25 protein-coding genes are annotated in these 26,297 nt (G+C 64.5%); 10 read left to right on the top strand and 15 right to left on the bottom strand.

The features are described 5' to 3' along the window. Positions 1-3: 3 nt before the first annotated feature. Positions 4-1,578 carry an amidase gene (locus AC07NV_RS10760; RefSeq protein WP_495166344.1) on the bottom strand — a complete coding sequence of 525 codons (1,575 nt, stop codon included), beginning with the start codon at positions 1,576-1,578 and terminating at the stop codon, positions 4-6. A gap of 111 nt (positions 1,579-1,689) precedes the next feature. Between AC07NV_RS10760 and AC07NV_RS10755 the strand changes: the two genes are divergently transcribed. Further along, on the top strand, positions 1,690-3,003 hold the full coding sequence (locus tag AC07NV_RS10755; protein WP_495166343.1) for a spinster family MFS transporter: 1,314 nt from the start codon (positions 1,690-1,692) through the stop codon (positions 3,001-3,003). Here AC07NV_RS10755 and AC07NV_RS10750 read toward each other — a convergent pair. Further along, the gene (locus AC07NV_RS10750) at positions 3,000-3,590 is read right to left on the bottom strand and encodes an NADPH-dependent FMN reductase (protein ID WP_495166342.1); all 591 of its coding nucleotides are present in this window, start codon (positions 3,588-3,590) and stop codon (positions 3,000-3,002) included. The two genes, AC07NV_RS10755 and AC07NV_RS10750, sit on opposite strands and share 4 nt — an antisense overlap. A 10-nt stretch (positions 3,591-3,600) precedes the next feature. Further along, positions 3,601-4,104 (bottom strand): L,D-transpeptidase family protein, encoded by a 504-nt coding sequence (locus AC07NV_RS10745; protein WP_495166341.1) that lies wholly within the window; start codon positions 4,102-4,104, stop codon positions 3,601-3,603. An 87-nt stretch (positions 4,105-4,191) separates the two neighbouring features. Here AC07NV_RS10745 and AC07NV_RS10740 point away from each other — a divergent pair, with 87 nt between their 5' ends. Then, the gene (locus AC07NV_RS10740) at positions 4,192-5,079 is read left to right on the top strand and encodes a haloalkane dehalogenase (RefSeq protein ID WP_495166340.1); all 888 of its coding nucleotides are present in this window, start codon (positions 4,192-4,194) and stop codon (positions 5,077-5,079) included. On the opposite strand, the gene AC07NV_RS10735 is transcribed toward AC07NV_RS10740, so the two are convergent. Next, a complete protein-coding gene (locus AC07NV_RS10735) occupies positions 5,069-5,569 on the bottom strand; it encodes an Lrp/AsnC family transcriptional regulator (protein ID WP_495166339.1) in 501 nt (166 codons plus the stop codon). The genes AC07NV_RS10740 and AC07NV_RS10735 overlap by 11 nt on opposite strands. 90 nt (positions 5,570-5,659) lie before the next feature. Between AC07NV_RS10735 and AC07NV_RS10730 the strand changes: the two genes are divergently transcribed. Further along, a complete protein-coding gene (locus tag AC07NV_RS10730; RefSeq protein WP_495166338.1) occupies positions 5,660-6,928 on the top strand; it encodes a methionine gamma-lyase in 1,269 nt (422 codons plus the stop codon). Here the strand turns inward: AC07NV_RS10730 and AC07NV_RS10725 are convergent. Continuing rightward, positions 6,872-8,161, bottom strand: a complete 1,290-nt coding sequence (locus AC07NV_RS10725; protein ID WP_495166337.1) for an adenylosuccinate synthase — start codon at positions 8,159-8,161, stop codon at positions 6,872-6,874. The two genes, AC07NV_RS10730 and AC07NV_RS10725, sit on opposite strands and share 57 nt — an antisense overlap. A gap of 133 nt (positions 8,162-8,294) precedes the next feature. On the opposite strand from AC07NV_RS10725, the gene AC07NV_RS10720 reads away from it, so the two are divergent. Next, entirely contained in the window at positions 8,295-8,672 is a 378-nt protein-coding gene (locus AC07NV_RS10720) for a DOPA 4,5-dioxygenase family protein (protein ID WP_495166336.1), read from the top strand. Here AC07NV_RS10720 and AC07NV_RS10715 read toward each other — a convergent pair. The 3 genes from AC07NV_RS10715 to AC07NV_RS10705 all read right to left on the bottom strand — a co-directional run bounded on the left by AC07NV_RS10715 (position 8,669) and on the right by AC07NV_RS10705 (position 12,721). Then, the gene (locus AC07NV_RS10715; protein ID WP_495166335.1) at positions 8,669-9,781 is read right to left on the bottom strand and encodes an ATP phosphoribosyltransferase regulatory subunit; all 1,113 of its coding nucleotides are present in this window, start codon (positions 9,779-9,781) and stop codon (positions 8,669-8,671) included. The genes AC07NV_RS10720 and AC07NV_RS10715 overlap by 4 nt on opposite strands. A gap of 144 nt (positions 9,782-9,925) precedes the next feature. Then, the gene (serA, locus tag AC07NV_RS10710) at positions 9,926-11,512 is read right to left on the bottom strand and encodes a phosphoglycerate dehydrogenase (RefSeq protein ID WP_495166334.1); all 1,587 of its coding nucleotides are present in this window, start codon (positions 11,510-11,512) and stop codon (positions 9,926-9,928) included. An 81-nt stretch (positions 11,513-11,593) separates the two neighbouring features. Beyond that, entirely contained in the window at positions 11,594-12,721 is a 1,128-nt protein-coding gene (locus AC07NV_RS10705) for a phosphoserine transaminase (RefSeq protein ID WP_495166333.1), read from the bottom strand. Positions 12,722-12,893: 172 nt separating this feature from the next. On the opposite strand from AC07NV_RS10705, the gene AC07NV_RS10700 reads away from it, so the two are divergent. Next, entirely contained in the window at positions 12,894-13,595 is a 702-nt protein-coding gene (locus tag AC07NV_RS10700; RefSeq protein WP_495166332.1) for an extensin family protein, read from the top strand. A gap of 38 nt (positions 13,596-13,633) precedes the next feature. Next, a complete protein-coding gene (locus AC07NV_RS10695) occupies positions 13,634-14,506 on the top strand; it encodes an LOG family protein (RefSeq protein ID WP_495166331.1) in 873 nt (290 codons plus the stop codon). A 98-nt stretch (positions 14,507-14,604) separates the two neighbouring features. On the opposite strand, the gene AC07NV_RS10690 is transcribed toward AC07NV_RS10695, so the two are convergent. Then, positions 14,605-15,030, bottom strand: coding sequence for a c-type cytochrome (locus tag AC07NV_RS10690; protein ID WP_495166330.1), 426 nt, complete (start codon positions 15,028-15,030; stop codon positions 14,605-14,607). Then, positions 15,030-15,683 carry a c-type cytochrome gene (locus AC07NV_RS10685; RefSeq protein WP_495166329.1) on the bottom strand — a complete coding sequence of 218 codons (654 nt, stop codon included), beginning with the start codon at positions 15,681-15,683 and terminating at the stop codon, positions 15,030-15,032. The genes AC07NV_RS10690 and AC07NV_RS10685 overlap by 1 nt, the downstream gene beginning before the upstream one ends. 182 nt (positions 15,684-15,865) lie before the next feature. Between AC07NV_RS10685 and AC07NV_RS10680 the strand changes: the two genes are divergently transcribed. Next, positions 15,866-16,759 (top strand): prephenate dehydratase, encoded by an 894-nt coding sequence (locus AC07NV_RS10680; RefSeq protein ID WP_495166328.1) that lies wholly within the window; start codon positions 15,866-15,868, stop codon positions 16,757-16,759. 9 nt (positions 16,760-16,768) lie between these two features. Here AC07NV_RS10680 and AC07NV_RS10675 read toward each other — a convergent pair whose 3' ends face one another. Further along, positions 16,769-17,443, bottom strand: coding sequence for a CDP-alcohol phosphatidyltransferase family protein (locus AC07NV_RS10675; protein ID WP_495166327.1), 675 nt, complete (start codon positions 17,441-17,443; stop codon positions 16,769-16,771). A 285-nt stretch (positions 17,444-17,728) separates the two neighbouring features. Between AC07NV_RS10675 and AC07NV_RS10670 the strand changes: the two genes are divergently transcribed. Beyond that, positions 17,729-18,340, top strand: coding sequence for a DUF805 domain-containing protein (locus tag AC07NV_RS10670; RefSeq protein ID WP_495166702.1), 612 nt, complete (start codon positions 17,729-17,731; stop codon positions 18,338-18,340). A gap of 18 nt (positions 18,341-18,358) precedes the next feature. Here AC07NV_RS10670 and AC07NV_RS10665 read toward each other — a convergent pair whose 3' ends face one another. From AC07NV_RS10665 to AC07NV_RS10655, 3 genes are all read right to left on the bottom strand, one after another. Beyond that, a complete protein-coding gene (locus AC07NV_RS10665) occupies positions 18,359-18,862 on the bottom strand; it encodes a hypothetical protein (protein ID WP_495166326.1) in 504 nt (167 codons plus the stop codon). Then, entirely contained in the window at positions 18,859-21,672 is a 2,814-nt protein-coding gene (polA, locus tag AC07NV_RS10660; RefSeq protein ID WP_495166325.1) for a DNA polymerase I, read from the bottom strand. Before polA ends, AC07NV_RS10665 begins: the two co-directional genes overlap by 4 nt. Positions 21,673-21,925: 253 nt before the next feature. Further along, positions 21,926-22,768, bottom strand: a complete 843-nt coding sequence (locus AC07NV_RS10655) for a MipA/OmpV family protein (protein WP_495166324.1) — start codon at positions 22,766-22,768, stop codon at positions 21,926-21,928. A gap of 135 nt (positions 22,769-22,903) precedes the next feature. On the opposite strand from AC07NV_RS10655, the gene AC07NV_RS10650 reads away from it, so the two are divergent. Continuing rightward, positions 22,904-23,644, top strand: a complete 741-nt coding sequence (locus AC07NV_RS10650) for a response regulator (RefSeq protein WP_495166323.1) — start codon at positions 22,904-22,906, stop codon at positions 23,642-23,644. A gap of 13 nt (positions 23,645-23,657) precedes the next feature. Beyond that, positions 23,658-25,082, top strand: coding sequence for a sensor histidine kinase (locus AC07NV_RS10645; protein WP_495166322.1), 1,425 nt, complete (start codon positions 23,658-23,660; stop codon positions 25,080-25,082). Here AC07NV_RS10645 and purT read toward each other — a convergent pair. Beyond that, positions 25,079-26,260, bottom strand: coding sequence for a formate-dependent phosphoribosylglycinamide formyltransferase (purT, locus tag AC07NV_RS10640; protein WP_495166321.1), 1,182 nt, complete (start codon positions 26,258-26,260; stop codon positions 25,079-25,081). The two genes, AC07NV_RS10645 and purT, sit on opposite strands and share 4 nt — an antisense overlap. Positions 26,261-26,297 lie beyond the last annotated feature (37 nt).

Below are 26,297 nucleotides of genomic sequence, written 5' to 3'. Positions count from 1 at the left end.
GATTCAGGGGATCGCACCCGCTCGATAGGTCGGCGTCACCCGCTTCCGGCTTGCCTGCTCATAGGAATAGCCGGCAGCCAGCACCACGGCGTCACTCCACTTCGGTCCGATGAAGGACAGGCCGATCGGCAAGCCCTCGACCGCGCCCATCGGCACGGTCAGGTGCGGATAGCCGGCGACGGCGGGAAGCTGGCTGGTGCCGGGGCTGCTATAGCTGTCGCCTTTGGCAAGGTCGCTGACCCACGCGGGACCGTTGGTGACCCCGACGAGCAGATCGACGTTATGGGTCTTGAGCAACCGGTCGATGCCTTCGGGGCCCGCGAGCCGTGCCGCCTTTTCGCGCGCGGCGAGATAGGCGGCGCTATCGAGCCCGCCCTTGCTTTCGGCGAGTTCGAACAGCGACTGGTCGAACCATTTCAGCTCTTCGGCGTTCGCCTGGTTGAATGCGATAACATCGGCGAGCGTTTTCGGCGTGGCAGCCGTGGGAAGCGTCTGTAGATAGGTGCCGAGGTCGGCCTTGAATTCGGTCATGAGTATTTCGAATTCGGCGGCGCCGAGCCCTTCGGTGCCTTTCTGGCTGTCGGCGATCTCGACCAATGTCGCGCCGAGACCGGCCATTTGTTTCAATGCCGCGTCGAACAGCGCGGCGACATCGGCACGATCGCCGATCCGGTCGCGCAGCACGCCGATGCGTTTTCCTTTGAGCGCGCCCGGCGACAGCGCTGCGGTATAGTCTGTCTTGCGGGCATCGGCCTCCACCGTGGCCGGATCGGCGGGGTCGCTTCCGGCGATCACCGTCATCACCGCCGCGGCATCGCGCACGGTCAGCGTGATGGGACCCGCGGTGTCCTGACTATGGCTGATCGGCACGATATGCGTGCGGCTGACGAGGCCGACGGTCGGTTTGAAACCGACGACGCCATTGACGCCCGCGGGGCAGGTGATCGACCCGTCGGTTTCGGTGCCGATGGTCAGCGGTGCAAGTGACGCCGCCGCTGCCGCGGCGCTGCCCGATGAAGAGCCGCAGGTATTGCGGTCCAGCGCATGGGGGTTTTTGGTGAGCCCGCCAACCGCGCTCCAGCCGCTCGTCGAATGGTCCGAGCGGATGTTCGCCCATTCGCTGAGGTTGGTCTTGCCGAGGATGATCGCGCCCGCGTCGCGCAGCCGTGCGACCAGCGGCGCGTCGCGGTTGGTGACGCTGCCTTTGAGCGCCAGCGAGCCAGCGGTCGTCGGAACGGGGCCTTTCGCTTCGATATTGTCCTTGATGAGGATCGGGATGCCGTGGAGCGGGCCGCGCAATTTGCCCGTCTTACGCTCTTCGTGGAGACGCTTGGCATCCGCCTGCACATCGGGGAAGGTTGCGATGACGGAGTCGAGCTTCGGACCGTAATCGTCGACCTTAAGGATGCGGTCAAGATAAAGCGTGATCAGCAATTCTTCATACATCGACCCGCTGGTCATTTCGGCCTGCAGCGTCGCGGCATCCTTGTCCTCGACCGGCGGGAGAGGCGGGGGCATCGCGGCGGCGGGGGCGATGGCGAGCAGGGCGATGGCGACGAGCAGCGAGATTTTTTGCATGCGCCACAGGCTGGCAGCCGTAGCGGCAATTGCAAGCGGGCATTTGTGGAGTCGCGCAACGGCGTTGACACCACTCCCTCGGGTCTGCTCCGATGGCGGCGGGAGATAATAATGACCGACAAAGTTGCCTCGTCGCAGGGCATCGTCACACCGGCCACCGGCGTTTCATCGCAGACGCGGACGATGCTGTGGATCCTGCTGATCGTCTATATCTTCAATTTCCTCGACCGGCAGATCGTCAACATCCTTGCCGAACCGATCAAGGCTGACCTCGGGCTTTCGGACACGCAGCTGGGTCTGCTTGCCGGTCCGGCTTTTGCGGTCTTCTACGCGCTGCTCGGCATTCCCATCGCGCGCTATGCCGACAAGGAGGGAACGAACCGCGTCCGTCTGATCTCGCTCGCGCTCGCGATCTGGTCGGCGATGACCGCAGTCTGCGGCCTCGCGCAGAATTTCGTCCAGCTGCTGTTCGCGCGCATCGGGGTCGGGGTCGGTGAGGCAGGGTGCACCCCCGCGGCGCACTCGCTGATTTCGGACAGCGTGCCGCCCGAAAAACGCTCGTCTGCGATCGCCTTTTACGGCCTCGGCGTGCCGATCGGATCGCTGCTCGGGCTGATTATCGGCGGCGTCGTCAACGATCTGTACGGTTGGCGGGTCGCGCTGATGATGGTGGGCGCACCGGGTTTGCTGCTCGCGCTCGTCGTTCTGTTCGTGATGCGCGAACCACGGCACAGCCGGACCGCCGAGGCTGCAGCGACCGCGGCCGCGGCCGTCCCGCTTTCGACCGGCGAGGCGATGCGCGAGATTTTCGCCTCGCGTGCGTTCATTTACATCCTGATCGCATCGTCGGTCGTTGCCTTCCTCGGCTATGGCAAGGCGCTGTGGACGATCAGCTTCTTCATCCGCAGTCACGGGCTGTCGACGACCGAAGCGGGACTTTCGATGGCCGTCGTGCTCGGGCTGGCAGGCGTGCTCGGCACCTGGCTCGGCGGCAAGATGGCGGACAAGTTCGGCGCGCGCGACAAGCGGCACATTCTGACCTTTCCGGCCGTTGGCATGGCCATTGCCGCGCCGATCCTGTTCCTCGGCTATTTTATGGAAGACTGGCGCATTGCCGTCGCCCTGCTCATCATCCCCACGGTCCTGAACTCGGCCTATTACGGGCCGGCCTATGGCTGTGTGCAGGGGCTGGTGCGCCCGCAGGCGCGCGCGGTCGCCGCCTCGGTCATGCTGTTCGGGCAAAATCTGATCGGGCTGGGTTTTGGCCCATTCCTGTTCGGAGTGTTGTCGGATGCGCTGCAGCCGCTCGCCGGACAGGAAAGCGTGCGCTGGGTGCTCTATGGCGCCGCCTGGCTCGGTCTCATCCCCGCCTTCTTTTTCTGGCGTGCGAGTTTGCGGCTCAACGCCGAACTCAAGTCGGGTTAGGAAGGCGTGCCGGCCTTGGTGCGCTGCGCCTTTGCGGCATCGACCCACCAGACCAGATCGTCGGCGAAGCGCGGAAAGGCTTTGGCGAGCCGCCCGCCATCTTCGCCCGCCGGCTGACCATCGGCGTCGAACGCGCCGCCGATGCGCGCGAGCGATAGCGCGGTCGAGGTGACCACCATCCCCATCACGGCGAGCGTGCCGCGCCATGCGGTCGCCGATTTGATCCCCGCAAAGGGCCCGGCCGAATAGGATGCGATCGCCGCCGGCCGCCAGCCATATTGTTCGAGGAAATGGTCGGTCAGATTCTTGAGCCCCGGCTGAAGACCGCCATTATATTCGCCGGTGACAAAGACGAAGCCATCGGCGGCGGCGATACGCGTCGCCAGCTCAGCCATCGCCGGCGGCGCCTCGCCCGGCGGATAGTCGCTGAAACGCCGATCGAGCATCGGCAGGTCGACCGCCTTGGCATCGATCAATTCGGCGCGGTCTCCGCGTGCGCCGAGCGCTTCGACAATCCAGCGGGCAAGTTTGATGCCCTGCCGGTCGCGGCGGTAGCTACCGTAAAAGACGAGGATGTGGCGCGACATAGGGGGTTCCTTAGGGGCGGATGGTGATCGGGATGCCGTCGGGCACGATATCCCACAGCTGTTTTATCTCGGCGTTCGACAAGGCAATACAACCGTCGGTCCAGTCGCGCGCGATCGGCGGTCCGGGCCAGGCGTTGGGTTGGCCATGGACGAAAATGTCGCCGCCGGGCGATCGCCCCTTCGCCTTGGCAAAAGCGCGGTCGGCCGCGTTGGGGTATGATATGCGCAGGGACAGATGATAGGCGCTGGCCGGGTTGCGGCCGTTGATCCGGTACGTCCCCTCGGGCGTGCGCTCATCGCCTTCGAATTGCTTGTGCCCCGTCGGGGCATCGCCGAAGCGGATATTCCTGTAGCGGACGATTTCGCGGTTGCCCGCATAGGCGATCAGCACCCGCTCGCTCTTGTCGACGAGCAGCCGGTCGGCCTTCGTTCCTTTGGGCAAGGCGGGGGTCTGCGAATTCGCCGAACCGCAGGCCGCGAGGAGGAGCAACATCGGGGCGAGCAGGCTGCGCATCGCGCCACCCTAACCCCTCACCGGCGGACAGCAAGTATTGCCAGCGGCGAGGCACCGCCTAAGATGGTCGCGGGGGGATTCATCATCATGACCATATACCGCACGCCGGACGCGCGTTTCGAAGCGCTGCCCGACTGGCCTTATGCGCCGAACTATCTGGAAATCGCGGGCGGGCTGCGTGTCCACTATGTCGACGAGGGCGCAGCCGATGCGCAGCCGGTGCTGATGCTGCACGGCGAGCCGACCTGGTCCTATCTGTACCGCCATATGATCGGTCCTGTAGCGGCGGCGGGTTTTCGCGTTGTCGCGCCCGACCTCATCGGTTTCGGGCGGTCGGACAAGCCGCTCGATCGCGGCGCGTACAGCTATGCGGCGCAGGTGGCGTGGATGCGGCAATGGATCGAGGCGCTCGATCTTCGGGGTATCATCCTCGCCTGCCAGGACTGGGGCTCGCTGATCGGCCTTCGCCTCGTCGCCGAAATGCCCGAGCGTTTCGCGGGGGTCGCGCTGTCGAACGGGGGGCTGCCCGAAGGCCAGCCGGCACCGCGCGCCTTTGCCATCTGGCGCGGTTTCTCGCGCTACAGTCCGGTTTTCCCGATCGGCAAGATCGTCAAGGCGGGGACCAAGCGCGAGTTGAGCGCCGCCGAAATTGCAGCCTATGACGCGCCGTTTCCTACGCGCGCATCGAAGGTCGCGGCGCGCGTCTTTCCGTCCTTCGTACCGCTTGGCGAGAATGTCGCGGTACCCGACCAGAAGCGCGCATGGGCGGCGCTGGAGGCGTTCGACAAGCCCTTCCTCTGCTGCTTTTCCGACGGCGACCCGATCACGCGCGGCGGCGATGCACTGTTCACCAGCCGGGTACCGGGAACGCAGGGCGCCGCGCACCGCACATTGAAAGGCGGGCATTTCATTCAGGAGGACGATCCGGCGGGCTTTGTGGCGGCAATCCGCGATGTGGGTAGTTTCAATCCCTGACCACCGTTTGCGGCATAGGAAAGACCCGGCTTTGTTTAACTACTCCGTAGGCAAAACTGGTGTCGATCGACGCCACGCCGGGAATCATATGCAAGGTTTCGCGAACAAAGCGTTCATATCCTTCGAGGTCGGTGGCGACGACGCGCAGAAGATAATCCATATCGCCAGTCATCAGGAAGCAGTCGAGAATCTCCTCGATTGTCGCGACACGTTCCTCGAATTGCCTCACATTGAGTTTGCCATGACCGTCGAGCTTGATGCCGACGAAAATTGTGAGGGGGAAGCCATAAGCTTTCTGATCGACCAGAGCGGCATAACCCTTGATGACCCCGCGTTCCTCGAGCAATCGGACGCGTCGCAAACAGGGTGATGGCGACAGATTAACCCGCGACGCCAAATCCTGGTTCGTCAGGCGCCCATCCTGCAAAAGGGCACGGACAATCTGGTGATCTTTTTGGTCAAGAGGCATAATCGTGGCATAATATGCCAAAATATGTCGTTTTCATAGTTGTAATGAGCAGCACTTGCCAGAGCGTTCCTGATATTCCGGGCTCCATCGGAAAGATCGGGAGAGCAGGATATGACGGGCGTTTCGAAGACGGGTTTTGCGACGCAGGCGATCCATGCCGGCTATGATCCAAAGGCGCATGACGGGGCGCTCTGTCCGCCCCTGCACCTCAGTTCGACGTTCGTTTTCGACACGGCAGAGGCTGGCGCCGAAATCTTTGCGGGCGAGCGCCCGGGATATTTCTACAGCAGGGTGTCCAATCCCACACTCGATCTGCTGGAAAAGCGCATGGCCTTGCTGGAGGGCGGCGAAGCGGCCGTCGCCACCGCATCGGGGATGGGGGCGATCGCCGGGGTGCTATGGTCATTCCTGAAGCCCGGCGACGAAGTGATCGTCGACAAGACCCTCTATGGCTGCACCTTTGCGTTCATGCGGCACGGTCTGGCGCGTTTTGGCGTCACCATCACCCATGTAGATCTGACCGAGGCCGACAATCTGTCCCGCCATATCTCGCCTGCTACAAAGATCGTCTATTTCGAGACCCCGGCCAATCCCAATATGCGGCTGATCGATATTGCCGCGGTATCGGCCATCGCGCGCGATCATGGCGCGCGGACCGTGGTCGACAATACCTATGCGACCCCGGTGCTGACCCAGCCGATCATCCTGGGCGCCGATATAGTCGTCCATTCGGCGACCAAATATCTGGGCGGACATGGCGATCTGGTCGGCGGGATCGCGGTCGGCAATGCGGGCGATATGGCCGAGGTGCGGCTGGTCGGGATCAAGGATATGACCGGCGCGATCATGGCGCCATTCAATGCGATGCTAGTGATGCGCGGGCTGAAAACGTTGAAGCTGCGAATGGCCGAGCATTGCCGGTCGGCGATGGTGATCGCGGACATGCTCGAAGCGCATCCGGCGGTCGCCGCGGTGCATTACCCGGGGCTGACGAGCTTTGGTCAGCGCGACCTGGCCATGCGGCAGATGGGTGGATTTGGCGGAATGATCGCGTTCGAACTGCACGATGGTTATGCGGCGGGGGTCGCGATGATGAACCGCCTGAAGCTGATCCATCGCGCGGTGTCGCTGGGCGATGCCGAAAGCCTGATCCAGCATCCCGCGAGCATGACGCACTCGACCTACTCGCGCGAAGAACGCGCCGAATACGGGATTTCGGACGGGCTGATCCGCCTGTCGGTCGGGTTGGAGGAGGTCGAAGATATTATCGCCGACCTGGCCCAGGCATTGGAATGCGCGGGAGTCGAAACTCCCGGCGCATCGTCAATCGCTGAACGGATCGCGGATCAGGATGGTGTCCTCGCGCTCGGGGCTGGTTGACACGAGCGCGATCGGGGTTTCGATCAGTTCCTGGACGCGCTGGATATATTTGATCGCCTGTGCGGGCAGATCGGCATAGCTGCGCGCGCCGGCGGTCGTTTCCTGCCAGCCGTCCATTTCCTCGTAAATCGGCTCGACCTCGGCCTGATCCGCCGAGTGCGCGGGGAAATAGTCGAGGATCTTGCCGCGCAGCCGATAGCCGGTGCAGATGCGGATCGTGTCGAAGCCGTCGAGGACGTCGAGCTTGGTGAGCGCGATGCCGGTGACGCCCGAGACGGCGCAGCTCTGGCGCACGAGCACGGCGTCGAACCAGCCGCAGCGGCGCTTGCGCCCGGTGACGGTGCCAAACTCGTGGCCGCGCTCGCCGAGCTTCTGGCCGATGTCATCTTCGAGTTCGGTGGGGAAGGGGCCGCTGCCGACGCGCGTCGTATAGGCTTTGGCGATACCGAGCACGAAACCGACCGCACCGGGGCCGAGGCCCGAGCCCGAAGCGGCGGTGCCGCTGACGGTGTTCGAGCTGGTGACGAAGGGGTAGGTGCCGTGATCGACGTCGAGCAGCACGCCCTGCGCGCCTTCGAACAGGATGCGCGCGCCGGCCTTGCGGACCTTTTTCAGGCGCTTCCACACCGGCTGTGCATATTCGAGCACATAGTCGGCGATTTCGGTGAGGTCGGCGATCAGGCGCTCGCGGTCGATCGGCGGTTCGCCAAAGCCGGCGCGCAGCGCGTCGTGATGCGCGGTCAGACGGTCGAGCTGCGGTTCGAGCTTGTCGAGGTGCGCGAGGTCGCAGACGCGGATCGCACGGCGGCCGACCTTGTCTTCATAGGCAGGGCCGATGCCGCGCCCGGTGGTGCCGATCTTGCCCGCGCCAGCGGCGGTCTCGCGCAGCGCGTCGAGGTCGCGGTGGAAGGGCAGGATCAGCGCGCAATTGTCGGCGATCGCAAAATTCTCGGGGTTGATGGCAACGCCTTGGCCGCGCAGCTTGGTGATCTCGTCGCGCAGCGCCCACGGGTCGAGGACGACGCCGTTGCCGATGATCGACAGCGTCCCGGTGACGATGCCCGAGGGAAGCAGCGACAGCTTGTAGACCTGTTCGCCAACGACGAGCGTATGGCCGGCATTGTGACCGCCCTGGAAACGGACGACGGCGTCGGCGCGGCTGGCGAGCCAGTCGACGATCTTGCCCTTGCCCTCGTCGCCCCATTGCGACCCGATGACGGTAACATTTGCCATGACAATGTCCTGCTGTGCGGGGCCATTCTGACCCGGCGCGGCCTTAGCGGATTTGGCCGAAGAGGCAAGCGGTGTGGCGCGGTTGCGTCGCTCTTTTCGACAAGGTAGCGAGACGGAAAGAAGGATGCCCGCGATGATCGACCCCGATGCGCCCCATCATGCCCATATCTATTTCAACGACGGTGAACGTGCAGCCGCCACCGAATTGCGCGACGGCTTTGGCCGCGATCCCGCCATATTGTTCGTCGGCGATATGACCGACGGCGCCGCCGGGCCGCATCCGATCGCGCAATATGAGGTGCATTTTCTTGGTGCGGCGGTTCCGGCGGTGGTCGCGACGATCGAGGCGACCGGGCTGCGCGCGCTGGTGCATCCGCTGACCGATGACGACTTGGCCGATCATACCACGCTGGCGCACTGGATTGGCGAGCCGGTTGAACTTGACGTAACCGTGCTCGACCCGCCGGGGATCAATCAGGGCATTCCGCGCTTCGGAATATCCGACTTCTAGGCTTCGACTGGCCCATCCGGGCCAAGGCGCCAGCCGCATCCAAGCGCCTTGGCATCATCACCTTCGGACAGCGCCGCTACCGTCTGCCAATCGTCGGCGCGGAGGCTGGCCGCGAGCGCGGGATCGTGGCCGAGGGGAAGGAAGATGCGGCGGTCGGCGTCATCTTCGGCGCCGAGACCCGCATCGATCAGCGGATCGGGATAGAGCGAAAAGCCGACCGCCGATTCTTCCTGTTCGCCGACTGGAATCGAATAGCCGCCGCCGCGGCCCACGGCATCGCCCTGGCCGGGGACGAAGATCTGAAAGCCGAACCAGCTTTGATAGGCGAAGCCGTGGCGCTCTGTGGGGTCGAGCGTCAGCGTGACGCGGCCACGCACCGGCGCCGCGATCGCTTCGAGCGCGTCGATGCGGGCGGTGAGGACTCCAGTGGTGTCGAAGGCGCGCAGGTCGGTGATCGCCTGGTCGAACGGACCGGTTGCGCGGAGCAGCGGCAAATAGGCTTCTGCCCCGAGGCGGGTCAGCGCGCCGGCATCCTTGGCGTCGAGCTCGTCGCGCAATTGCTGGATATCGACGTCGACGGGCAGCGGGCCGCCCGCGAGCAGATCGACGACGTCGGGCAGGGTGAAATCGATCGTGACGGGGCCGATGCCTGCGGCCTCGAGCGCGTCGATCGCGACGGTCACGATCTCGCGCGCCGCGGCGACGCTGTCGCTGCCGATCAGTTCGGCACCGACCTGGAGCATTTCGCGCGCGGGGCGGAGCTGGCTGGCGCGCAGTTTGACGACTTGCCCGGCATAGCAGAGGCGCAGCGGGCGCGGCGCGCCGACGAGCAGCGAGGTTGCGATGCGGCCGACCTGTCGTGTGATGTCGGGACGCAGCGCCAGCGTGCGCTGCGACACCGGATCGGTGAAGCGGAGGAGGTCGCGGGTCGAGCGCTCATCCTCGCCGCCGAGCGTCTCGCGAAACTCGGCGAGCGGCGGCGAGACGCGGCCATAGCCGTGCGCGCGCATCGCATCGACGAGTGCGCGGGTGACGCGTGACGCGGCCTCCGCCTGTTGGGGGAGACGGTCGCGCAAACCTTCGGGCAGCAGGGCAGGGGCCTTGGTCATGGGTGCGGCCTTAGAACGGCAGAGAGCGGAGTCAATAACTCCCCTCCCACTTGTGGGAGGGGACGGGGGAGGGCTTGTTGCGGTCAGTCCAGTGCTGACATGCCCTCCCCTAACCCCTCCCGCAAGCGGGAGGGGGGCTTAAGGTCAGAACTTCAGGCCCTTCACCGTCTTCACGCCGGGAAGCTGGCAGAGCTGCCACAGCAAAGGCTCGGGCATCGGCGAATCGAGCGACAGCAACAGGACAGCTTCGCCGCCCGCATCGCGGCGGCCGAGGTGGAAGGTGCCGATGTTGAGCCCGGCTTCGCCGAGCGCGGTGCCGATGCGGCCGATGAAGCCCGGTGCGTCCTCGTTGACGATATAGAGCATGTGGCCGTCGAGATCGGCCTCGACCTTGATGCCGAACATCTCGACGAGGCGGGGGTCGCCGTTGCTGAACAAAGTGCCCGCGACCGAGCGGTCGCCGTCGCTGGTCGCCACGGTGACGCGGACGAGCGTGTGATAGTCGCCGTCGCGGTCGTGGCGGACTTCGCGGACATCGAGCCCGCGCTCGCGCGCGAGATGCGGGGCGTTGACCATGTTCACGCTGTCCGAATAACGGCGCATCAGGCCGGTGAGCACCGCAGCGGTGATTGGCTTGAGGTTCAGTTCGGCGGCGGCGCCTTCGACTTCGACCGAGATCGTGGTGAGGTTATCGTGCGCAAGCTGGCCGACGAGGCTGCCGAGCTTTTCGGCGAGGCTCATATAGGGGCGCAGCTTCGGGGCTTCCTCGGCCGACAGGCTCGGCACGTTGAGCGCGTTGGTGATGCCACCGGTGAGAAGGTAATCCGACAGCTGCTCGGCCACCTGGATCGCGACATTGACCTGCGCTTCGTCGGTCGACGCGCCAAGGTGCGGGGTACAGATGAAGTTCGGCGCGCCGAACAGCGGATGGTCCGCCGCCGGCGGCTCCTGCACAAACACGTCGAGCGCTGCGCCCGCGACTTGCCCGCTTTCGAGGGCGTCTTTCAGCGCCACTTCGTCGATCAGCCCGCCGCGCGCGCAGTTGATGATCCGCACGCCCCTCTTCGCTTTCGCGATATTCTCGGCCGACAGGATGTTGCGCGTCTGGTCGGTCAGCGGCGTGTGCAGCGTGATGAAATCGGCCTTGGCGAGCAGGGTGTCGAGATCGGCCTTTTCGACGCCGAGTTCGATCGCCCGCTCGGGGGTCAGGAAGGGGTCGAAGGCGACGACCTTCATGCGCAGGCCCAGCGCGCGCTCGGCAACGATGCTGCCGATATTGCCGCAGCCGATCAGGCCGAGCGTCTTCGAGGTCAGCTCGACCCCCATGAAATCATTCTTCGGCCATTTGCCCGCCTGCGTTCCGGCGTTGGCTTCGGGAATCTGGCGCGCGAGCGCGAACATCATCGCGATCGCATGTTCGGCGGTGGTGATGCTGTTGCCGAACGGGGTGTTCATCACGATGACGCCCTTCTTCGACGCCTCGGGAATGTCGACATTGTCGACGCCGATCCCGGCGCGGCCGACGACCTTCAGGTTCGTCGCGGCGGCGAGGACGTCGGCGGTGACCTTGGTGGCCGAACGGATCGCGAGGCCGTCATATTGGCCGATCATCGCGATCAGCTCGTCCTTGGTCTTGCCGGTGATGACATCGACGTCGATGCCCCGTTCCTTGAAGATCGCGGCGGCTTTGGGGTCCATTTTGTCGGAAATGAGAACTTTGGGTGCGGTCATTTTATGTCTCCGTATCCCGGCGAAAGCCGGGACCTCTGGCGGAATGGGGGAATGGGCCCCGGCTTGCGCCGGGGAACAGAATCAGGCGCCGAGCGAGGCGTAAGCCCAGTCGAGCCACGGGCCGAGCGCTTCGACATCGGCGGCGTCGACGGTCGCGCCGCACCAGATCCGCAGGCCCGGAGGCGCGTCGCGATAGCCTGCGATATCATAGGCCGCGCCTTCGGCATCGAGCAGCCCGGCGAACTTCTTGATGAAGCCCTCGTCGGCGCCCGCCACCGACAGGCAGACCGAAGTCTTCGACCGGCTGGCGGGATCGGCGGCGAGGTGGCTGAGCCACTCGCGGTCGGCAACGATCTTGTCGAGCGCGGCGGCATTCGCATCGCTGCGTGCTTTCAGGCCGTCGAGGCCGCCGAGCGACTTCGCCCATTCGAGCGCAAAGATCGCGTCTTCGACCGCGAGCATCGACGGGGTGTTGATCGTCTCGCCCTTGAACACGCCCTCGGCGAGCGCGCCCTTCGAAACGAGGCGAAACACCTTCGGCAGCGGCCATGCAGGGGTATGGGTTTCCAGCCGTTCGACCGCGCGGGGGCCAAGGATCAGCACGCCATGGCCGCCTTCGCCGCCGAGCACTTTCTGCCAGCTGAAGGTCGCGACGTCGATCTTGTCCCACGGCAGGTCGTAGGCGAACACCGCGCTGGTCGCGTCGGCGAACGACAGACCTTCGCGATCGTCGGCGATCCAGTCGCCGTTCGGAACGCGGACGCCGCTCGTGGTGCCGTTCCAGGTGAAGAGCACGTCGTTCGACCAGTCGACCTGCGTCAGGTCGGGAAGCTGGCCGTAATCGGCGCGGATCACGGTCGGATCGAGCTTGAGCTGCTTGGCGGCATCGGTGACCCAACCCTCACCGAAGCTCTCCCAAGCGAGCGTCGTGACCGGGCGGGCACCGAGCATCGTCCACATCGCCATTTCAAAGGCGCCGGTGTCGGAGCCCGGAACGATACCGATGCGGTGCGTGTCGGGGAGCTGCAGCATTTCGCGCATCAGGTCGATGCAATATTGGAGACGCGTCTTGCCGATCTTGGCGCGGTGCGAGCGGCCCAGCGATTCGGTTGCGATTTTGGAGGCATCCCATCCGGGCGGCTTTGCGCAGGGGCCGGAGGAGAAATAGGGGCGCGCAGGGCGCAATGCGGGTGTCGGCACTTCAGTCATTATAGTCTCTCCTTGCAGAGAGCTCGCGCGGCGTTGGGACCGCGTGGCCCGGCGCCGCGTTTAGGGCGGGCCACGCAACTGTCAAACAAATTGCACGGGCCGCGCGAAATTTTCGACGAGCCGAGCAAAAGGTATACAGCTTGTTAACCATTTCGTCGGTATTTTGACGGGCATGCCGATCCCGACCTTCTTGAAACCCCGGATCCTGATCGCCGCCACCGCGGCGCTGGCACTGTCGGCTTGTTTCGGCGCTCCCGAAGTCATGAAGAAAGGGGGCGGCAAGCAGACCACCGCAAGCAAGCCCAACCGCCCGCAAGCCGTCGGGACCCCGTCCTTCACCAGCGCCGAAGCGCAGCAATGCGCCTTCGACCTCAAACAGGCCGGGGTGCGCTTCACTCCGCTCGCCAATCAGGATCACGGCGGCGGCTGCACCTCGATCGATTCGGTCAAGCTGCTCGACATCGGCACGCCGGTAACGAACCTCGGCGCGATGACCTGCCCGCTGGCAAAAAATTTCGCGGCTTGGGCGCAATATGCCGTGAAACCGGCCGCGCGGAAATTTTTCGGGACCGAGGTCGTGAAGATCGAGACCTTTGGCACTTACAGCTGCCGTAATATCTATGGCGGCCGCTCGGGACGGATGTCGCAGCACGCGTTTTCAAACGCGATCGACGTGTCGGGCTTCGTGCTCGCCGATGGGCGCCGCATCATGCTCGACGGCGGCTGGAAGGGTGACAAGCCGTCGCAGGACTTCCTCCGCGCGCTGCACAAATCGGGCTGCCGCCGCTTCGGAACCGTGCTCGGCCCCGACTATAACGCGGCCCATTATAATCATTTCCACTTCGACATGAGCGGCAACGGCTACTGCCGCTAAGCTTGGCAAAGCCGCGCGAAACGGCTAGCCGTCCGCCAATGGCAGAAGATAAACAACCCCATCGCTCGCGTTTCCACAAAGCCAAGGATGACGCGAAGTTCGCCAAACAGGCGACCACCACCCCGCAGACCGCAAGCGCCGCCTACAAGCTGGCGTTTCAGGACAATGATTTCCTGCTGCGCGAAGATTTGCGCCCTGTTCGCTTCCAGCTCGAGCTGCTCAAGCCCGAACTGCTGCTCGACGAGGCAAAGATCGAATCGATGCTCGTCATCTATGGCTCGGCGCGCATTCCCGAGCCTGCGCAGGCCGATGCGCTCGAAGCTGCGGCAACCGACGACGTCCAGCGCAACATCGCGCGCCGACTGAAAGAAAAATCGAAATATTACGAGGAGGCGCGTGCGCTCGCGCGGCTCGCGAGCCAGGTCCCGCCCGACGAAAATGGCTGCCGTCACTTCGTTGTCTGTTCGGGCGGCGGTCCATCGATCATGGAGGCCGCGAATCGCGGTGCCGACGACGTGGGCAAGGAATCGGTCGGGCTCAACATCGTGCTGCCGCACGAACAGGCGCCGAACCGCTTCGTCACCCCGTCGCTCAGCTTCCAGTTCCACTATTTCGCGCTGCGCAAGATGCACTTTCTGCTCCGTGCCCGCGCGGTCTGTGTTTTCCCCGGTGGCTTCGGTACGTTCGACGAGATGTTCGAACTGCTGACATTGATCCAGACCGGCAAGATCAAGCCGATCCCGATCGTGCTGTTCGGCAAAGAATTCTGGCATCGCGTCGTCAATTTCGAGGCACTGGTCGAGGAGGGCGTGGTGAGCGCGCGCGATCTGGGCCTGTTCAAATTCGTCGAGACGGCGGACGAGGCTTGGAAGATCGTCCAGGATTTCTACGCGAATAGCGAACATCACTGACAGCCGTCGCCCCCGCGAAGGCGGGGGCCGCGGTCGTCCCTAAGCAGCGATTGATGGCGTAAAGCCTCCAGCGGCCTCCGCTTTCGCGAGGGCGGCGCTTATTTCTGCTCGTCCAGATACAGGATCAGCGCCTTGCGGTCGGCGGCATCGATCACGCCGGCAAAGGCCATGCGTGTCCCCGGCACCGCTTTCATCGGTGCTTCGAGATAGGTGTCGAGCGCGGCATCGTCCCAGACGCCGCCCTTGGCCTTCATTGCGCCCGAGTAGGAAAACCCGGGGTGCGAGGCGACCGGGCGTCCCACGATCCCATGCAGATTGGGGCCGATGCCGTTCGATCCACCCTTGTCGATCGTGTGACATGCGACGCAACGCCGGAAGACCTGCTCGCCCATCGCCGCGGTGGGCGTGGCGGTTGGGGCTTCGGCAACGGTCTCGCCCGTCGCCGGTACGTCGGCGGGTGTCTCGCTCTTGCCGCAGCCGGCAAGCGCCAGAGCGCCCGCCAGCACGGCTGGCGCGAGCCGCATTATTTCTTGGCTTCGGCCGGAGCGGGGGCGGCGGCGGAATCAGCGGCCGGAGCCGCAGCGCCCTCGGCGGCCGGCGCAGCGGCTGCGCCCTCTGCTGGAGCGGTGCCTTCCGCAGCAGCGGGAGCGGCTTCGGCGGCAGGCAGCGGCAGGTTCGAACCCTGCGCATTCAGATAGACGATCAGATTGGCCCGGTCTTCGGGGCTCGACAGGCCCGCGAAGGACATTTTTGTGCCCGGGGCGAACTTGCGCGGGCTGGTCAGCCACGCGTTCATCTTTTCGAAGTCCCAGCTGCCGCCCATGCCGGCGAGCGCCGCGGAGAAGGCAAAGCCATGCTTACCGTGGCCGATTTCTTCGCCCAGCGTGCCAAAGAGATTCGGACCGATGCCGTTGGCGCCGCCCGTGTTGATCGTATGGCAAGCGGCGCATTTTGCGAACACCGCTTCGCCCTTCGCCGGATCGGCGGCGGCGAGCAGGTTGGCGAGCGGCACGGCCGATTCGGCACCACCGCCGCCGGCTTCGGCGTCTTCGATAACGAAACCTGGCTTTTCCGGGGCGTGGCTGGCGAACAACATGCTCGACCCGATCGTCAGGCCCAGCGCGCAAATGCCGGCGAACAGCACCCATCCGGCAATAGTGTTGTTGCGATTGTCCATGCTCTAGCAGCCCCGTTTACGGACGCCCGCTTGCCGGGCGCATATTTGATTTGGACGCTCCCTTACTGGCGCGGCGACGGCGGCGCAAGGGGATGAAATCGCCCAAGGGAACCACACGGGTGCCGGTTGCGTGAAGGGCACCAGCTCGCTATGCGCCGCGGCTCCACCCTGGGAAGGCAAATATGGGCAGTTATTCGGCTTCGGCACAGCATCTGGTCGACGAAATGCGCGCAGCGGCGCTCGCCGAGCCGGCACGCGGGCTGGCGTTCCAAGGCGCTCCCGGTGCGAACAGCGATCTCGCCGCGCGTGAATATGATGCGAATTCGCTGCCGATGCCCTGCTATGCGTTCGAGGATGCGATCGACGCGGTGCGGGAAGGCCGCGTCGACCGCGCGATCATCCCGATTGAAAACAGCCTGCACGGCCGTGTCGCCGACATTCATTTCCTGCTCCCCGAATCCGGTCTGTCGATCGTCGGCGAGCATTTCCTGCCGATCCGCTATGGCTTGATGAGCCGCGACCTGGGCCCGGTGACGCGCGCGATGAGTCACGAACAGGCGCTCGGCCAATGTCGCCATTGGCTGCGTGCCAACAATATCGCGCCGGTCGCGCATAGCGACACCGCGGGTGCCGCGGCATGGGTTGCCGACAGCGACGAGGTCGGCCTTGCCGCGCTCGCACCGCCGCACGCCGCCGAACTATACGGTCTGACGCTCCACGGCACGGGGATGGAAGACGCGGACCACAATATGACGCGCTTCGTCGTGCTCGCGCGTGCGCCGCTGCCCGATTTTTCGGCGATTAGCGGCCCGGTGATGACCACCTTCATGTTTGAGGTGAAGAATGTTCCCGCGGCGCTCTACAAGGCGCTCGGCGGTTTTGCGACCAACGGTGTCAATATGACCAAGCTGGAAAGCTATCAGACCGGCGGCAGTTTTGCTGCGACACAATTCTATGCCGACATTGTAGGCGCGCCGGGCGAAGAGCGGATCGACCGCGCGCTGGAAGAACTGGATTTCCAGACCAAATCGTTGCGGCTGCTCGGTACCTACGCGCAGGCGCGGGTCCGCCCGTAAGCTTTTTCGCTAGCCGCCGCGGCGGCGAAGCATCCGCGCCGTCGCCGACGTCTGGACGATGAACAGCGTCACGAGGATGCTCGAGACGACGAGAGCGATCAGGTCGAAGGCCGAGAAATTGGTGCCGCGAATATCGCCGCCGCCGACGATCGGCATGGCAATTGTCATCGCCATCAGCATCAGTCGAAGTTCGGTCGGCCCGCCCGCCATATAGGACAGGCGAAACTCGCCGGCAACCTTGGCGGCGATGAAGGTATGGATCGACAGCAGGAAATAGCCGATCACCGCCATCAGTGCGACGTCGAACCGCATATAGGGACTCATCCCGATCGCGCTGACCATCAGCAGCGTTCCCAGCGCGTCGACGCTGTGGTCGACGAAATAGCCATAGTTGGGGCGTTCGATACCGCGCCACCGCGCGAGGCTGCCGTCGAGCGAATCGCCGAACCAGTTGACAATATAGCCAACGAGGGAAAGGCCGAGCCATTCGCTGTCGAACCAGCTGAGAACATAGCCCGCAGCGACCAGGACCGCGCCGGCAAAGCCGAGGGCGGTGAGCTGATCTGGGGTGACCCATCCGGGAAGACGTGCGCACAACCAGTTGAGCAGGCGGCGTTCGCCTCGGGCAAGAATATTCTGCTGGATACGGACCGGCGCCTTCGCGACGGGTTCGAACTTGCTCATGTGGACCCTTTGTTGCCGGCTGTCACAAAGGTGCCAGTCAGATGTCATCGCGACGTCATAGAGGCAAAGTTCCGCGCGCGAAAGGGCAGGAGGTTCGGCGCGGCGCGTCAGGGTGCCGGTCAGTCTCGCCAAGACCCGATTTTGCCGGCCGCGAGCCATGATGGACGAAAGCGAGCGCTCGATCGGACGTTGTTACCGGTGCGGGACGGCCCGATCATTGGTACTCCGGTATATCGTTGATATGCAGGCAAAGCGCCCGATGGCGCGGGGGGGGGCGAATTTTCGATCAGGCATATTTCGCGGCACGGTTTTGGTGGCCTGTTTCATCGCCATGGCCGTGACGGCCGGATGCAATTCTGGATGTTTGGTGCGCTTGTCTTCGCGCCGTTGATCATCGGGCAGTTCGCGGCGCAGATCGCGCTGACCTTTCCGTCGCTCCATGAGATGAGGGAGGCGGCGCCCGGAGAAGCGCCGTTAAATGCAAAGATTTTTGAGGCCCAGATGCGGGGTCTCGTGACCGCGGCTTATGTGAATATCGGCATATATCTTCTGGGAGCCCTGCTTTTGCTCGCGGCGGCGGCGCGCCGCCTGCACGATCGCGGGCGGAGCGGCTGGTGGGCGCTGATCCTGCCGCTCGGGTTGTTCACGACGGGGGTGGGACAGGCCGAACGTGTGGCGGAGGCGGCCAAACGCATGCCTGCGATGCTGGCAGAGATGGAACGGCAATCCGCCCCCGATCCTGCCGCGATGTTCGATTGGGCGGTCAAGGCCAATGTGTCGACGGGCGGGCCCGACTGGCTGGCTGTCGCTGGTGCCCTGTTGCTGCTCGGGCTTTTGATCGAGCTGGCCCGCGGGGGCACGGCAGGGCCCAATCGTTTCGGGCCGGTTCCCGAATAGCGGGCGCTCGCGGATGCTTCAGTCCTGCCAGGGACCGATTTCGCCGACTTCGCCGATCGTACGGTAACGGACCGCGTCGTCGACCCATGCGACCTCCCACATCGGCGCGGGACGTGCCCATTCGCCGATAACGAACAGCGGCAGCTTGTTCGCGGCGACAAAGGCGAGGTCGTCGGGGGTTGGGCCCGGAACGATCGTTTCAGATCGCTGGTGCAGCCGGACGACCGCGAGCGTGGTGGGTGGCGGCGCGGGCAGCGACTGGCGGACGGGAAAGCCGATGCTCGCCGCGATCACCGGGAAACCCTTGTCGTCCCGTGCGACCAGCAACACCTTGTCGGCGGTGGGATAAGGTCCGCCGACCGGTCGGCCCACGACCTTGCGCCCCGCGATTGCGGCGAATTCGCGCAAATCGGCGTCGGCGAGGGGGGAGGGGCGTCCCGGCGACGTCGCCGCCGCAACTGCCGGGGGCACCGCGACGGGATCGGCGACGAGCGCCGCGACGAACAGCAGGGCCGCGATCAATGCGCTTCGCCCCAGCTCTTGCCGATGCCGACCTCAACCTCCAGCGGGACCGAAAGCTTGAGCACCGGCTCGGCGGCGCCCGACATCACCGCACGGATCACTGCACTTGCGGCTTCGGCCCTGTCTGCGGGGGCTTCGAACACGAGTTCGTCGTGGACCTGCAGCAGCATCTTCACGTCGGACAGGCCTGCGTCCTCCAGGGCTTTCGGCATCCGCGCCATCGCACGCTTGATCAGATCGGCGCTGGTGCCCTGGATCGGGGCGTTGATCGCGGCGCGCTCGCTGCCCGCGCGTTCGTTCTGGTTCGCCGCCTTGATGCGCGGGAACCAGGTTTTGCGGCCGAACAGCGTCTCGGTATAGCCCTTCGCCCGAACGCTTTCGAGGGTGTCGGTGATATAGTCCGAAATCCCAGGAAAGCGCTCGAAATAACGCGCGATCAACGCCTGCGCCTCGTCGGGCGAGACTTCGAGCCGGCCCGCGAGGCCCCAGCGCGAAATACCGTAGAGGATCGAGAAATTGACCGTCTTCGCCTTGCCGCGCGTGTCGCGATTGACCTCGCCGAACAATTCGATCGCGGTTGCGCTGTGAATATCGTCGCCGCGCGCAAAGGCTTCTTTGAGTTCGGGGACATCGGCCATGTGCGCGGCAAGCCGCAGTTCGATCTGGCTATAGTCGGCAGCGATCAGCACATGCCCCGGCGCGGCAATAAAGGCGTCGCGGATCTGGCGGCCGGTTTCGGTGCGTATTGGAATGTTCTGCAGGTTGGGATCGGTCGACGAAAGGCGTCCGGTCTGCGCGCCGACGAGGCTGTAACTCGTATGTACACGGCCGGTCGTCGCGTTGATCTGCTGCTGCAGCGCGTCGGTATAGGTCGACTTCAGCTTGGCGAGCTGGCGCCACTCCAATATCTTGCGCGCGATCGGCACGCCATCGCGCTCTAACCGCTCGAGTTCGCTGAGGTCGGTCGACCAGTCGCCGGACTTGCCTTTGCGGCCGCCCTTCAGGCCCAGTTTGTCAAACAGGATTTCGCCGAGCTGCTTGGGACTGCCGATGGCGAAGGGCTGGCCGGCGAGGCCGTGAATCTCGCCTTCGATGCGGAGCATTTCGGTCGCGAACTCGCCCGATAGCCGGGCGAGATATTCGCGGTCGACCATGATACCCGCGCGCTCCATCCCCTCGACGATCGAGGCGAGCGGACGGTCGACCATTTCATAGACGCGCGTCCCACCCTCGATGGGGAGGCGGAGCTTGAGCAGCTTCCAAAGCCGCAGCGCGACATCGGCATCCTCGGCGGCATATTCGGTCGCGCGGTCGAGCTGGACTTCGGCAAAGCTGATCTGCGACTTGCCCGAACCGCACATGTCCTTGAAGGTCAGGCAGGTGTGATCGAGGTGGAGCTTTGCCAGCTCGTCGAGGCCGTGCTGGTGCTTGCCCGCGTCGAGCGCGAAACTCATCACCAGCGTGTCGTCATAGGGCGCGACGGTGACGCCGTGCTGCGCGAGCACCCCGATGTCATATTTGAGGTTATGCCCGACCTTCAGCACCGCATCGTCGGCGAACAAGGCACGGAGGCGCTCGATCGCGACGTCCAGCGCGATCTGCTCGGGCTTTTCGGCAAACATGTCGGTGCCGCCATGGCCGAGCGGAATGTAGCAGGCCTTGCCCGGCGCGGTCGCCATGCTGACGCCGACGAGGCGCCCGGTGACGCTGTCGAGGCTCGCGGTCTCGGTGTCGATCGCGACGACGTGCGCGGCGCGCGCTTCGGCGATCCAGCGGTCGAGCGCTTCGAGGGTGGTGACGCATTCATAGACGGTGCGGTCGATGGGCTGCATCGGCGGCAGCGCCGGGGTCGAAGGCCCGACGGGCGCCGCCACCGGCGCGGCATTCGCGCGCGGGAAGGTCGGGGGGCCGCCCGGTGTCGCGCCGAGGTCGAGCTTCGCCGAGAGCGAACGGAAGCCATGTTCGTCGAGGAAGAGTTTGAGCGGTTCGGGCGGGATTGCGCCGAGTTTGAGATCGTCGAGCGCGTCGATGAGCGGCACGTCGCGTTTCAGTTCGACAAGGATACGCGACAGCCGCGCCATGTCGGCATGTTCGATCAGATTGTCGCGCAGCTTCGACACCTTCATCGTCTCGGCGCCGGCAAGCACTTTTTCGAGGTCGCCATATTCCTGGATCAGCTTCGTCGCGGTCTTGGGCCCGACCCCGCGCACGCCGGGCACGTTATCGACGCTGTCGCCCATCAACGCGAGCACGTCGCCGACGAGGTCCGGCGCAACGCCGAACTTTTCGTCGACTGCTTCCAGCCCGAGGCGGACATTCTTCATCGTGTCGAGCATGTCGACTTGCGGCGCATCACCCTCTGGCTCGCGGATCAGCTGCATCAGGTCCTTGTCGGACGAGACGATCGTGACATCCCAGCCCGCCGCGACCGCGGCCTCGGTATAGCTTGCGATCAGGTCGTCGGCCTCGAAGCCCTCCATCTCGATGCACGGCAGCGAAAAGGCGCGCGTCGCATCGCGGATCAGCGGGAATTGCGGGCGCAGGTCTTCGGGCGGCTCGGGGCGGTTGGCCTTATACTGGTCGTAGATTTCGTTGCGGAACGACTGGCTACTATGATCGAGGATGACCGCGAGGTGCGTCGGCCCGTCGGCGTCGTGGAGATCTTTCGCGAGTTTCCACAGCATCGTCGTATAGCCATAAACCGCGCCGACGGGGACACCCTTCGGGTTCGTCAGCGGCGGCAGGCGGTGATAGGCGCGGAAGATGTAGCTGGAGCCATCGACCAGATAGAGATGATTCTTCTCGGACATGGCGGGGATGTAGCAGGGGTATCCGGTACGGCCTAGGGCGCGGCTGCGTCTTTCTTCTCCCTATTCGCGGAACAAGAGCCTGGACCGAAAGATGGGGAGCATGTCGGCGTAGACCCGGCCGTCAGGGTTCCGGTGCGGTCGTCCCGGCGACTGGGACCGCCATAGCAGGGAGTACGCCATAATTATCGAGGGAGCAGGAAAAGATCCGGAGGCGCGAGCGTGGCCGGGAGAGACTACGCCCGCGCACGGGGGATCAGAACCGGTAGGCGACAAATACGCCGCCCTGCCATTGGTCGGGCGAACCGCGGAGACGGACCAGCGGAGCATCCTTCGCGTCGTTCAGCAGCCGGGTATATCCCCCGGTCGCGGCGATCATCCAATGGTCGGTCAGGCGATAATGCAGGCCGATATTCGCGCCGGCATCCTTCATCCCTTTTCCGGCAGAGAAGGCGGGAAGTCCGCTGCGTGTCGCCTGCGCGGGCGTGACCCCGAAATAGCTGCGCATATATTTGTTGTCGGCCCAGCTTGTCGTGCCGCTTAGCGACAGCGACAGGTCGTCCGACAGGTCCAGGTCGACCCCCCCGGTCGCGATACCGACGACGCCGTCGTGACCGCCGGCCACATCCTTGGCCACCGAAAGCTCCACCCATGCCCGCCCGATATCGAGCCGCGCCGCGCCGCCGACTTCGATCGATGTATCGACCTTGCCGAGCCCGACGAGCGCGCGGTTCCGCTTTTCGGTCCGGTCGCGGCGATAACGCGCGACCGGACCAAAGCTGATCTTCATGTCTTCGGCCGGTTTGATGCGGATGATATTCACGCCCATCTCCGGACCGCGAAGATAGACGATGTCTTTGTATCCGACGGAAATATACGGGAAAGGCAGGACTTCATAATCCTTCGATCCTTCATAGTCGGGAGCATAGATCGCGCCGGCGCCGACCACGATATTCCAGTCATCGCCTTCGGCAGGCGGTTCCTGCGCATGGACGTCTGTGGGCAGAAAGAGAAACGCTGCGGCAAGCGCTGCGCCGAAGGCGGCAATCGCCAGCGACTGTTTCAACGTGGGCGCGGCGGCTGGTTGGCTGTTGTTCATGGAATCTCCGGGGGAAGGGCGATGGCCTGCCGGGTCTAGACCGCCGCCGGCCGCGGCCGATAACCCGTCCGTATCGATTTGTTTCAATATGTGTCGGCTAAAGACTTGGGCCCCTGCGGCGGCTATCGTCCGGCGATGTCGACTAACCGGCAATTCCATATCCTCGTGGTCGACGACGACCGTCACATTCGCACGATGCTGGCGCGCTATCTCAGCGACCATGGTCTGCGGGTCACGATGGCCGACGGTGGCCAGCAGATGATGGAGTTGTTCGCCGGCCATCAGTTCGATGTCGTCGTGCTCGATGTCATGATGCCCGGCGACGACGGCTTTACCCTGTGCCAGCGACTGCGCGCGCGCAGTCATGTTCCAATCATCCTGCTGACCGCCCGCGATACCGAAACCGACCGGGTGATCGGCCTCGAGCTTGGCGCCGACGATTATGTCGCCAAGCCATTCAATCCGCGCGAACTCCTCGCGCGGATACGCGCCATGCTGCGCCGGGCGACGATGGCCTCCACTCCGGCCGTCGCCGCCAAGCAGGCGCGATTGCGTTTTGCCGGCTGGACGCTCGACCTGACAAAACGTGCGCTTACTTCGCCGCGCGGGGCCCGCGTCGATCTGACGACTGGCGAATTCGACCTGCTAACCGCACTGGCGCAGCATCCACAACATGTCCTCAGCCGCGACCAGTTGCTCGACCTTGTCCATGGCCGCAGTAACCTCAACATCGATCGCAGCATCGACGTCCAGATCAGTCGGCTTCGCCGCAAGATCGAGGAAAATCCGCAGGAGCCGCTGCTCATCCGTACCGTCCGGAACGGCGGCTATTTCTTCGCGGCCGATGTCGAGAGCGGGGCGCCGTCGCATGGGTAGGTTCCGGCCGAGCATGTCTAGGCTGAAGCTCGCGCCACGGATCGGTTTTGCGATCGTGCTGACGGTCGCCGCGGCTTATCTTCTCAACCAGAGCCTTCAGTATCTGATCCCGCCGCCGCCGTTCGTGATGGTCGAACGTGCGTGGCTGATCGATTCGGTGGTGGCCGGCGCCCGCCTTGCCGAGACCAGCGCTGGCGCGCCCCGCGAAAAGGCGCTCGGGGCGATGGCGTCGTCGCGATATCTGGATTTTGTCCTGACCCGCGCCGCGCCTCCGATCGTCCAGGAATCCGGTTCGCAGTTTGCTCAAGGCCTGCGGCAGTCGATAGCCAGGGATATCGGGGTTCCCGTGGAGCGGGTTGCCGTCATGACAGGGGTCTACGACGAACAGAATATGGAACGATCTGCCCGCAATGCGATCGTCGTCATCCCCGAGCTTCCTGCGGTGCTCCGGTCGGAAACCTTGGCGAGCAGCGAAAGTAGCGTGCTAGGCGAACTCGTCATTTCGGTGAAGCTGGACAACGGCAGTTGGCTGACCGTGACGCAACGTAATCTCACCACATCCTGGCGCCACTACACGCGTATCGCGTTCGGCGTCATCGGGAATCTGCTGATCGTGATCCTGTTCTCGGTCTGGATCGCGCGCAGCATCGTCGTCCCGTTGACCCGTCTCTCGGTCGCGATCGAATCGCTCGGGCGCAACCGCGAGCCGGCGCTGCTCGCCGAAATGCGGCTGCCCGAATATGCCGCCATCGCCGAAAGCTTCAACACGATGCAGCTCCGGCTGAAACGGTTCATCGACGAACGGATGGGGATGCTCGCCGCGATTTCGCACGACCTGCGCACCCCGCTTACCCGGCTTCGCCTGATGGCCGAATATGTCGAAAACCCCGAGCAGCGCGAACAGCTGCTGCTGAACGTCAACGAAATGGAAACGATGGTCGGCGACGCGCTAGCGTTCATGAGCGCCGAAGCGCGGAGCGAAAAGGTCGAGATCGTCGATCTCGCGGTGCTGCTGATCAGCCTGACCGATGAATATTCCGATTTCGGTGAGCGCGTTTCCTACAGAGGTCCCGAACATGCCGATCTTCCCTGCCGTCCGGTCGCATTAAAACGCGCCTTTTCGAACCTGATCGCCAATGGATGTAAATATGGCGGCGCGGTCGAGATCCGGCTGGTGGTCATGGCCGATGCGTTCGCGGTGGATATTCATGACGAGGGCGACGGGATCCCGCCCGAGTATGAAGAAAAGGCGTTTCAGCCTTTCGAACGGCTCGAAACGTCGCGCAGCCGCGAAACCGGCGGGTCGGGTCTGGGGCTCGCGATCAGCCGCGACATTGTGAGCAGTCACGCGGGCGAAATCAGCTTTCAGCGGCCAGCCGTGGGCTTTATCGTGCGTGTCCTGCTGCCGCGCCCGGCTTCCCGGCCATCAGCGACCTAATTACCGTATTCGATGGCGAGTTTTGCCGCTGCGGCGACGGCCGCGGTCCGGGCCTCGTCGGTTGTGCCGTCTGCGACGCGGGCCAGCGCAACACCCATGCGGCGATACGGGCGCGTCACGGGCTTGCCAAAGATACGGATGTCGACCGAGGTCGCGGTATCTGGCGCGGCGAGCGCGTCGGCGAGGCCGGTGATCGCGAAATCCTGTGCATCGCGGTCGGCGAGCAGGACGGCGCTCGCGCTGGCGTCGGCGACGTCGATGGCGGGGATCGGCAGGCCCAGAATCGCGCGCGCATGGAGGTCGAATTCGGACAGCGACTGCGAAATCAGCGTCACCATACCCGTGTCGTGCGGGCGCGGGCTCAGTTCCGAGAAGATGACCTGATCGCCCTTCACGAAATATTCGACGCCGAAGATACCGTGGCCGCCGAGCGCATCGACGACCTTCGTCGCCATCGCCTGCGCCGCGGCGAGCGCGGCATCCGACATGGCGGCGGGTTGCCAGCTTTCGCGATAGTCGCCGCGTTCCTGCCGGTGACCGATCGGCGGGCAGAAGCTGACGCCGTCCTTGTGGCGGACTGTGAGCAAGGTGATCTCGTAGTCGAAGTCAATGAAGGCCTCGGCGATGACGCGCAGCCGGTCGCCGCGCATCCCGGCGGCGGCATAGTCCCATGCGGCGTCGATGCCGTCGGCGTCCCGGACCGTGCTCTGGCCCTTGCCCGACGACGACATGACCGGCTTTACGACCAGCGGAAAGCCGATCCGCTCCGCCGCCGCCGCGAGCTCCTCGCGGGTTGTCGCATATTCGAAGGTCGAGGTTTTGAGCCCCAGTTCGCTCGCCGCCAGATCGCGGATCGCGTCGCGGTTCATCGTGAGCTGCGCGGCGCGCGCCGAGGGGACGACGTGGAAACCCTCGGCCTCGACTTCGGCGAGGATTTCGGTGCGGATCGCCTCGACCTCGGGCACGATATGGTCGGGCCGATGCTTTTCGATAGCGCCGCGCAGCGCGTCGCCGTCGAGCATCGAGAAGACCTCGAAGCCGTCGGCGACCTGCATCGCGGGCGCGCCTGCATAGCTGTCGCAGGCGATGACGCGGCAGCCGAGGCGTTTCGCCGAAATGACGAATTCACGCCCGAGTTCGCCCGAACCGAGCAGCAGGATGGTAGCGGTGGGGGTCATGTCAAACTTTCCATCGACGTTGGGCGCAAGATTCGGG

The sequence above is a fragment of the Sphingopyxis sp. GW821-FHT10B01 genome, assembly GCF_059415685.1.
Note: the sequence above shows the minus strand (reverse complement) of the source record. Positions and strands in the feature narration are given on the sequence as shown.

Bases quoted from the DNA above. Each gene is read 5' to 3' on its own strand.
- AC07NV_RS10730 (WP_495166338.1), top strand. From the start codon at position 5,660: ATGACGGGCGTTTCGAAGACGGGTTTTGCGACGCAGGCGATCCATGCC.
- AC07NV_RS10720 (WP_495166336.1), top strand. From the start codon at position 8,295: ATGATCGACCCCGATGCGCCCCATCATGCCCATATCTATTTCAACGAC.
- AC07NV_RS10715 (WP_495166335.1), bottom strand. From the start codon at position 9,781: ATGACCAAGGCCCCTGCCCTGCTGCCCGAAGGTTTGCGCGACCGTCTC.
- AC07NV_RS10645 (WP_495166322.1), top strand. From the start codon at position 23,658: ATGTCTAGGCTGAAGCTCGCGCCACGGATCGGTTTTGCGATCGTGCTG.
- serA (WP_495166334.1), bottom strand. From the start codon at position 11,512: ATGACCGCACCCAAAGTTCTCATTTCCGACAAAATGGACCCCAAAGCC.
- AC07NV_RS10690 (WP_495166330.1), bottom strand. From the start codon at position 15,030: ATGCGGCTCGCGCCAGCCGTGCTGGCGGGCGCTCTGGCGCTTGCCGGC.
- polA (WP_495166325.1), bottom strand. From the start codon at position 21,672: ATGTCCGAGAAGAATCATCTCTATCTGGTCGATGGCTCCAGCTACATC.
- AC07NV_RS10740 (WP_495166340.1), top strand. From the start codon at position 4,192: ATGACCATATACCGCACGCCGGACGCGCGTTTCGAAGCGCTGCCCGAC.
- AC07NV_RS10700 (WP_495166332.1), top strand. From the start codon at position 12,894: ATGCCGATCCCGACCTTCTTGAAACCCCGGATCCTGATCGCCGCCACC.
- AC07NV_RS10655 (WP_495166324.1), bottom strand. From the start codon at position 22,768: ATGAACAACAGCCAACCAGCCGCCGCGCCCACGTTGAAACAGTCGCTG.
- AC07NV_RS10705 (WP_495166333.1), bottom strand. From the start codon at position 12,721: ATGACTGAAGTGCCGACACCCGCATTGCGCCCTGCGCGCCCCTATTTC.
- AC07NV_RS10685 (WP_495166329.1), bottom strand. From the start codon at position 15,683: ATGGACAATCGCAACAACACTATTGCCGGATGGGTGCTGTTCGCCGGC.
- AC07NV_RS10725 (WP_495166337.1), bottom strand. From the start codon at position 8,161: ATGGCAAATGTTACCGTCATCGGGTCGCAATGGGGCGACGAGGGCAAG.
- AC07NV_RS10760 (WP_495166344.1), bottom strand. From the start codon at position 1,578: ATGCAAAAAATCTCGCTGCTCGTCGCCATCGCCCTGCTCGCCATCGCC.
- AC07NV_RS10745 (WP_495166341.1), bottom strand. From the start codon at position 4,104: ATGCGCAGCCTGCTCGCCCCGATGTTGCTCCTCCTCGCGGCCTGCGGT.
- purT (WP_495166321.1), bottom strand. From the start codon at position 26,260: ATGACCCCCACCGCTACCATCCTGCTGCTCGGTTCGGGCGAACTCGGG.
- AC07NV_RS10680 (WP_495166328.1), top strand. From the start codon at position 15,866: ATGGGCAGTTATTCGGCTTCGGCACAGCATCTGGTCGACGAAATGCGC.
- AC07NV_RS10675 (WP_495166327.1), bottom strand. From the start codon at position 17,443: ATGAGCAAGTTCGAACCCGTCGCGAAGGCGCCGGTCCGTATCCAGCAG.
- AC07NV_RS10750 (WP_495166342.1), bottom strand. From the start codon at position 3,590: ATGTCGCGCCACATCCTCGTCTTTTACGGTAGCTACCGCCGCGACCGG.
- AC07NV_RS10755 (WP_495166343.1), top strand. From the start codon at position 1,690: ATGACCGACAAAGTTGCCTCGTCGCAGGGCATCGTCACACCGGCCACC.
- AC07NV_RS10650 (WP_495166323.1), top strand. From the start codon at position 22,904: ATGTCGACTAACCGGCAATTCCATATCCTCGTGGTCGACGACGACCGT.
- AC07NV_RS10695 (WP_495166331.1), top strand. From the start codon at position 13,634: ATGGCAGAAGATAAACAACCCCATCGCTCGCGTTTCCACAAAGCCAAG.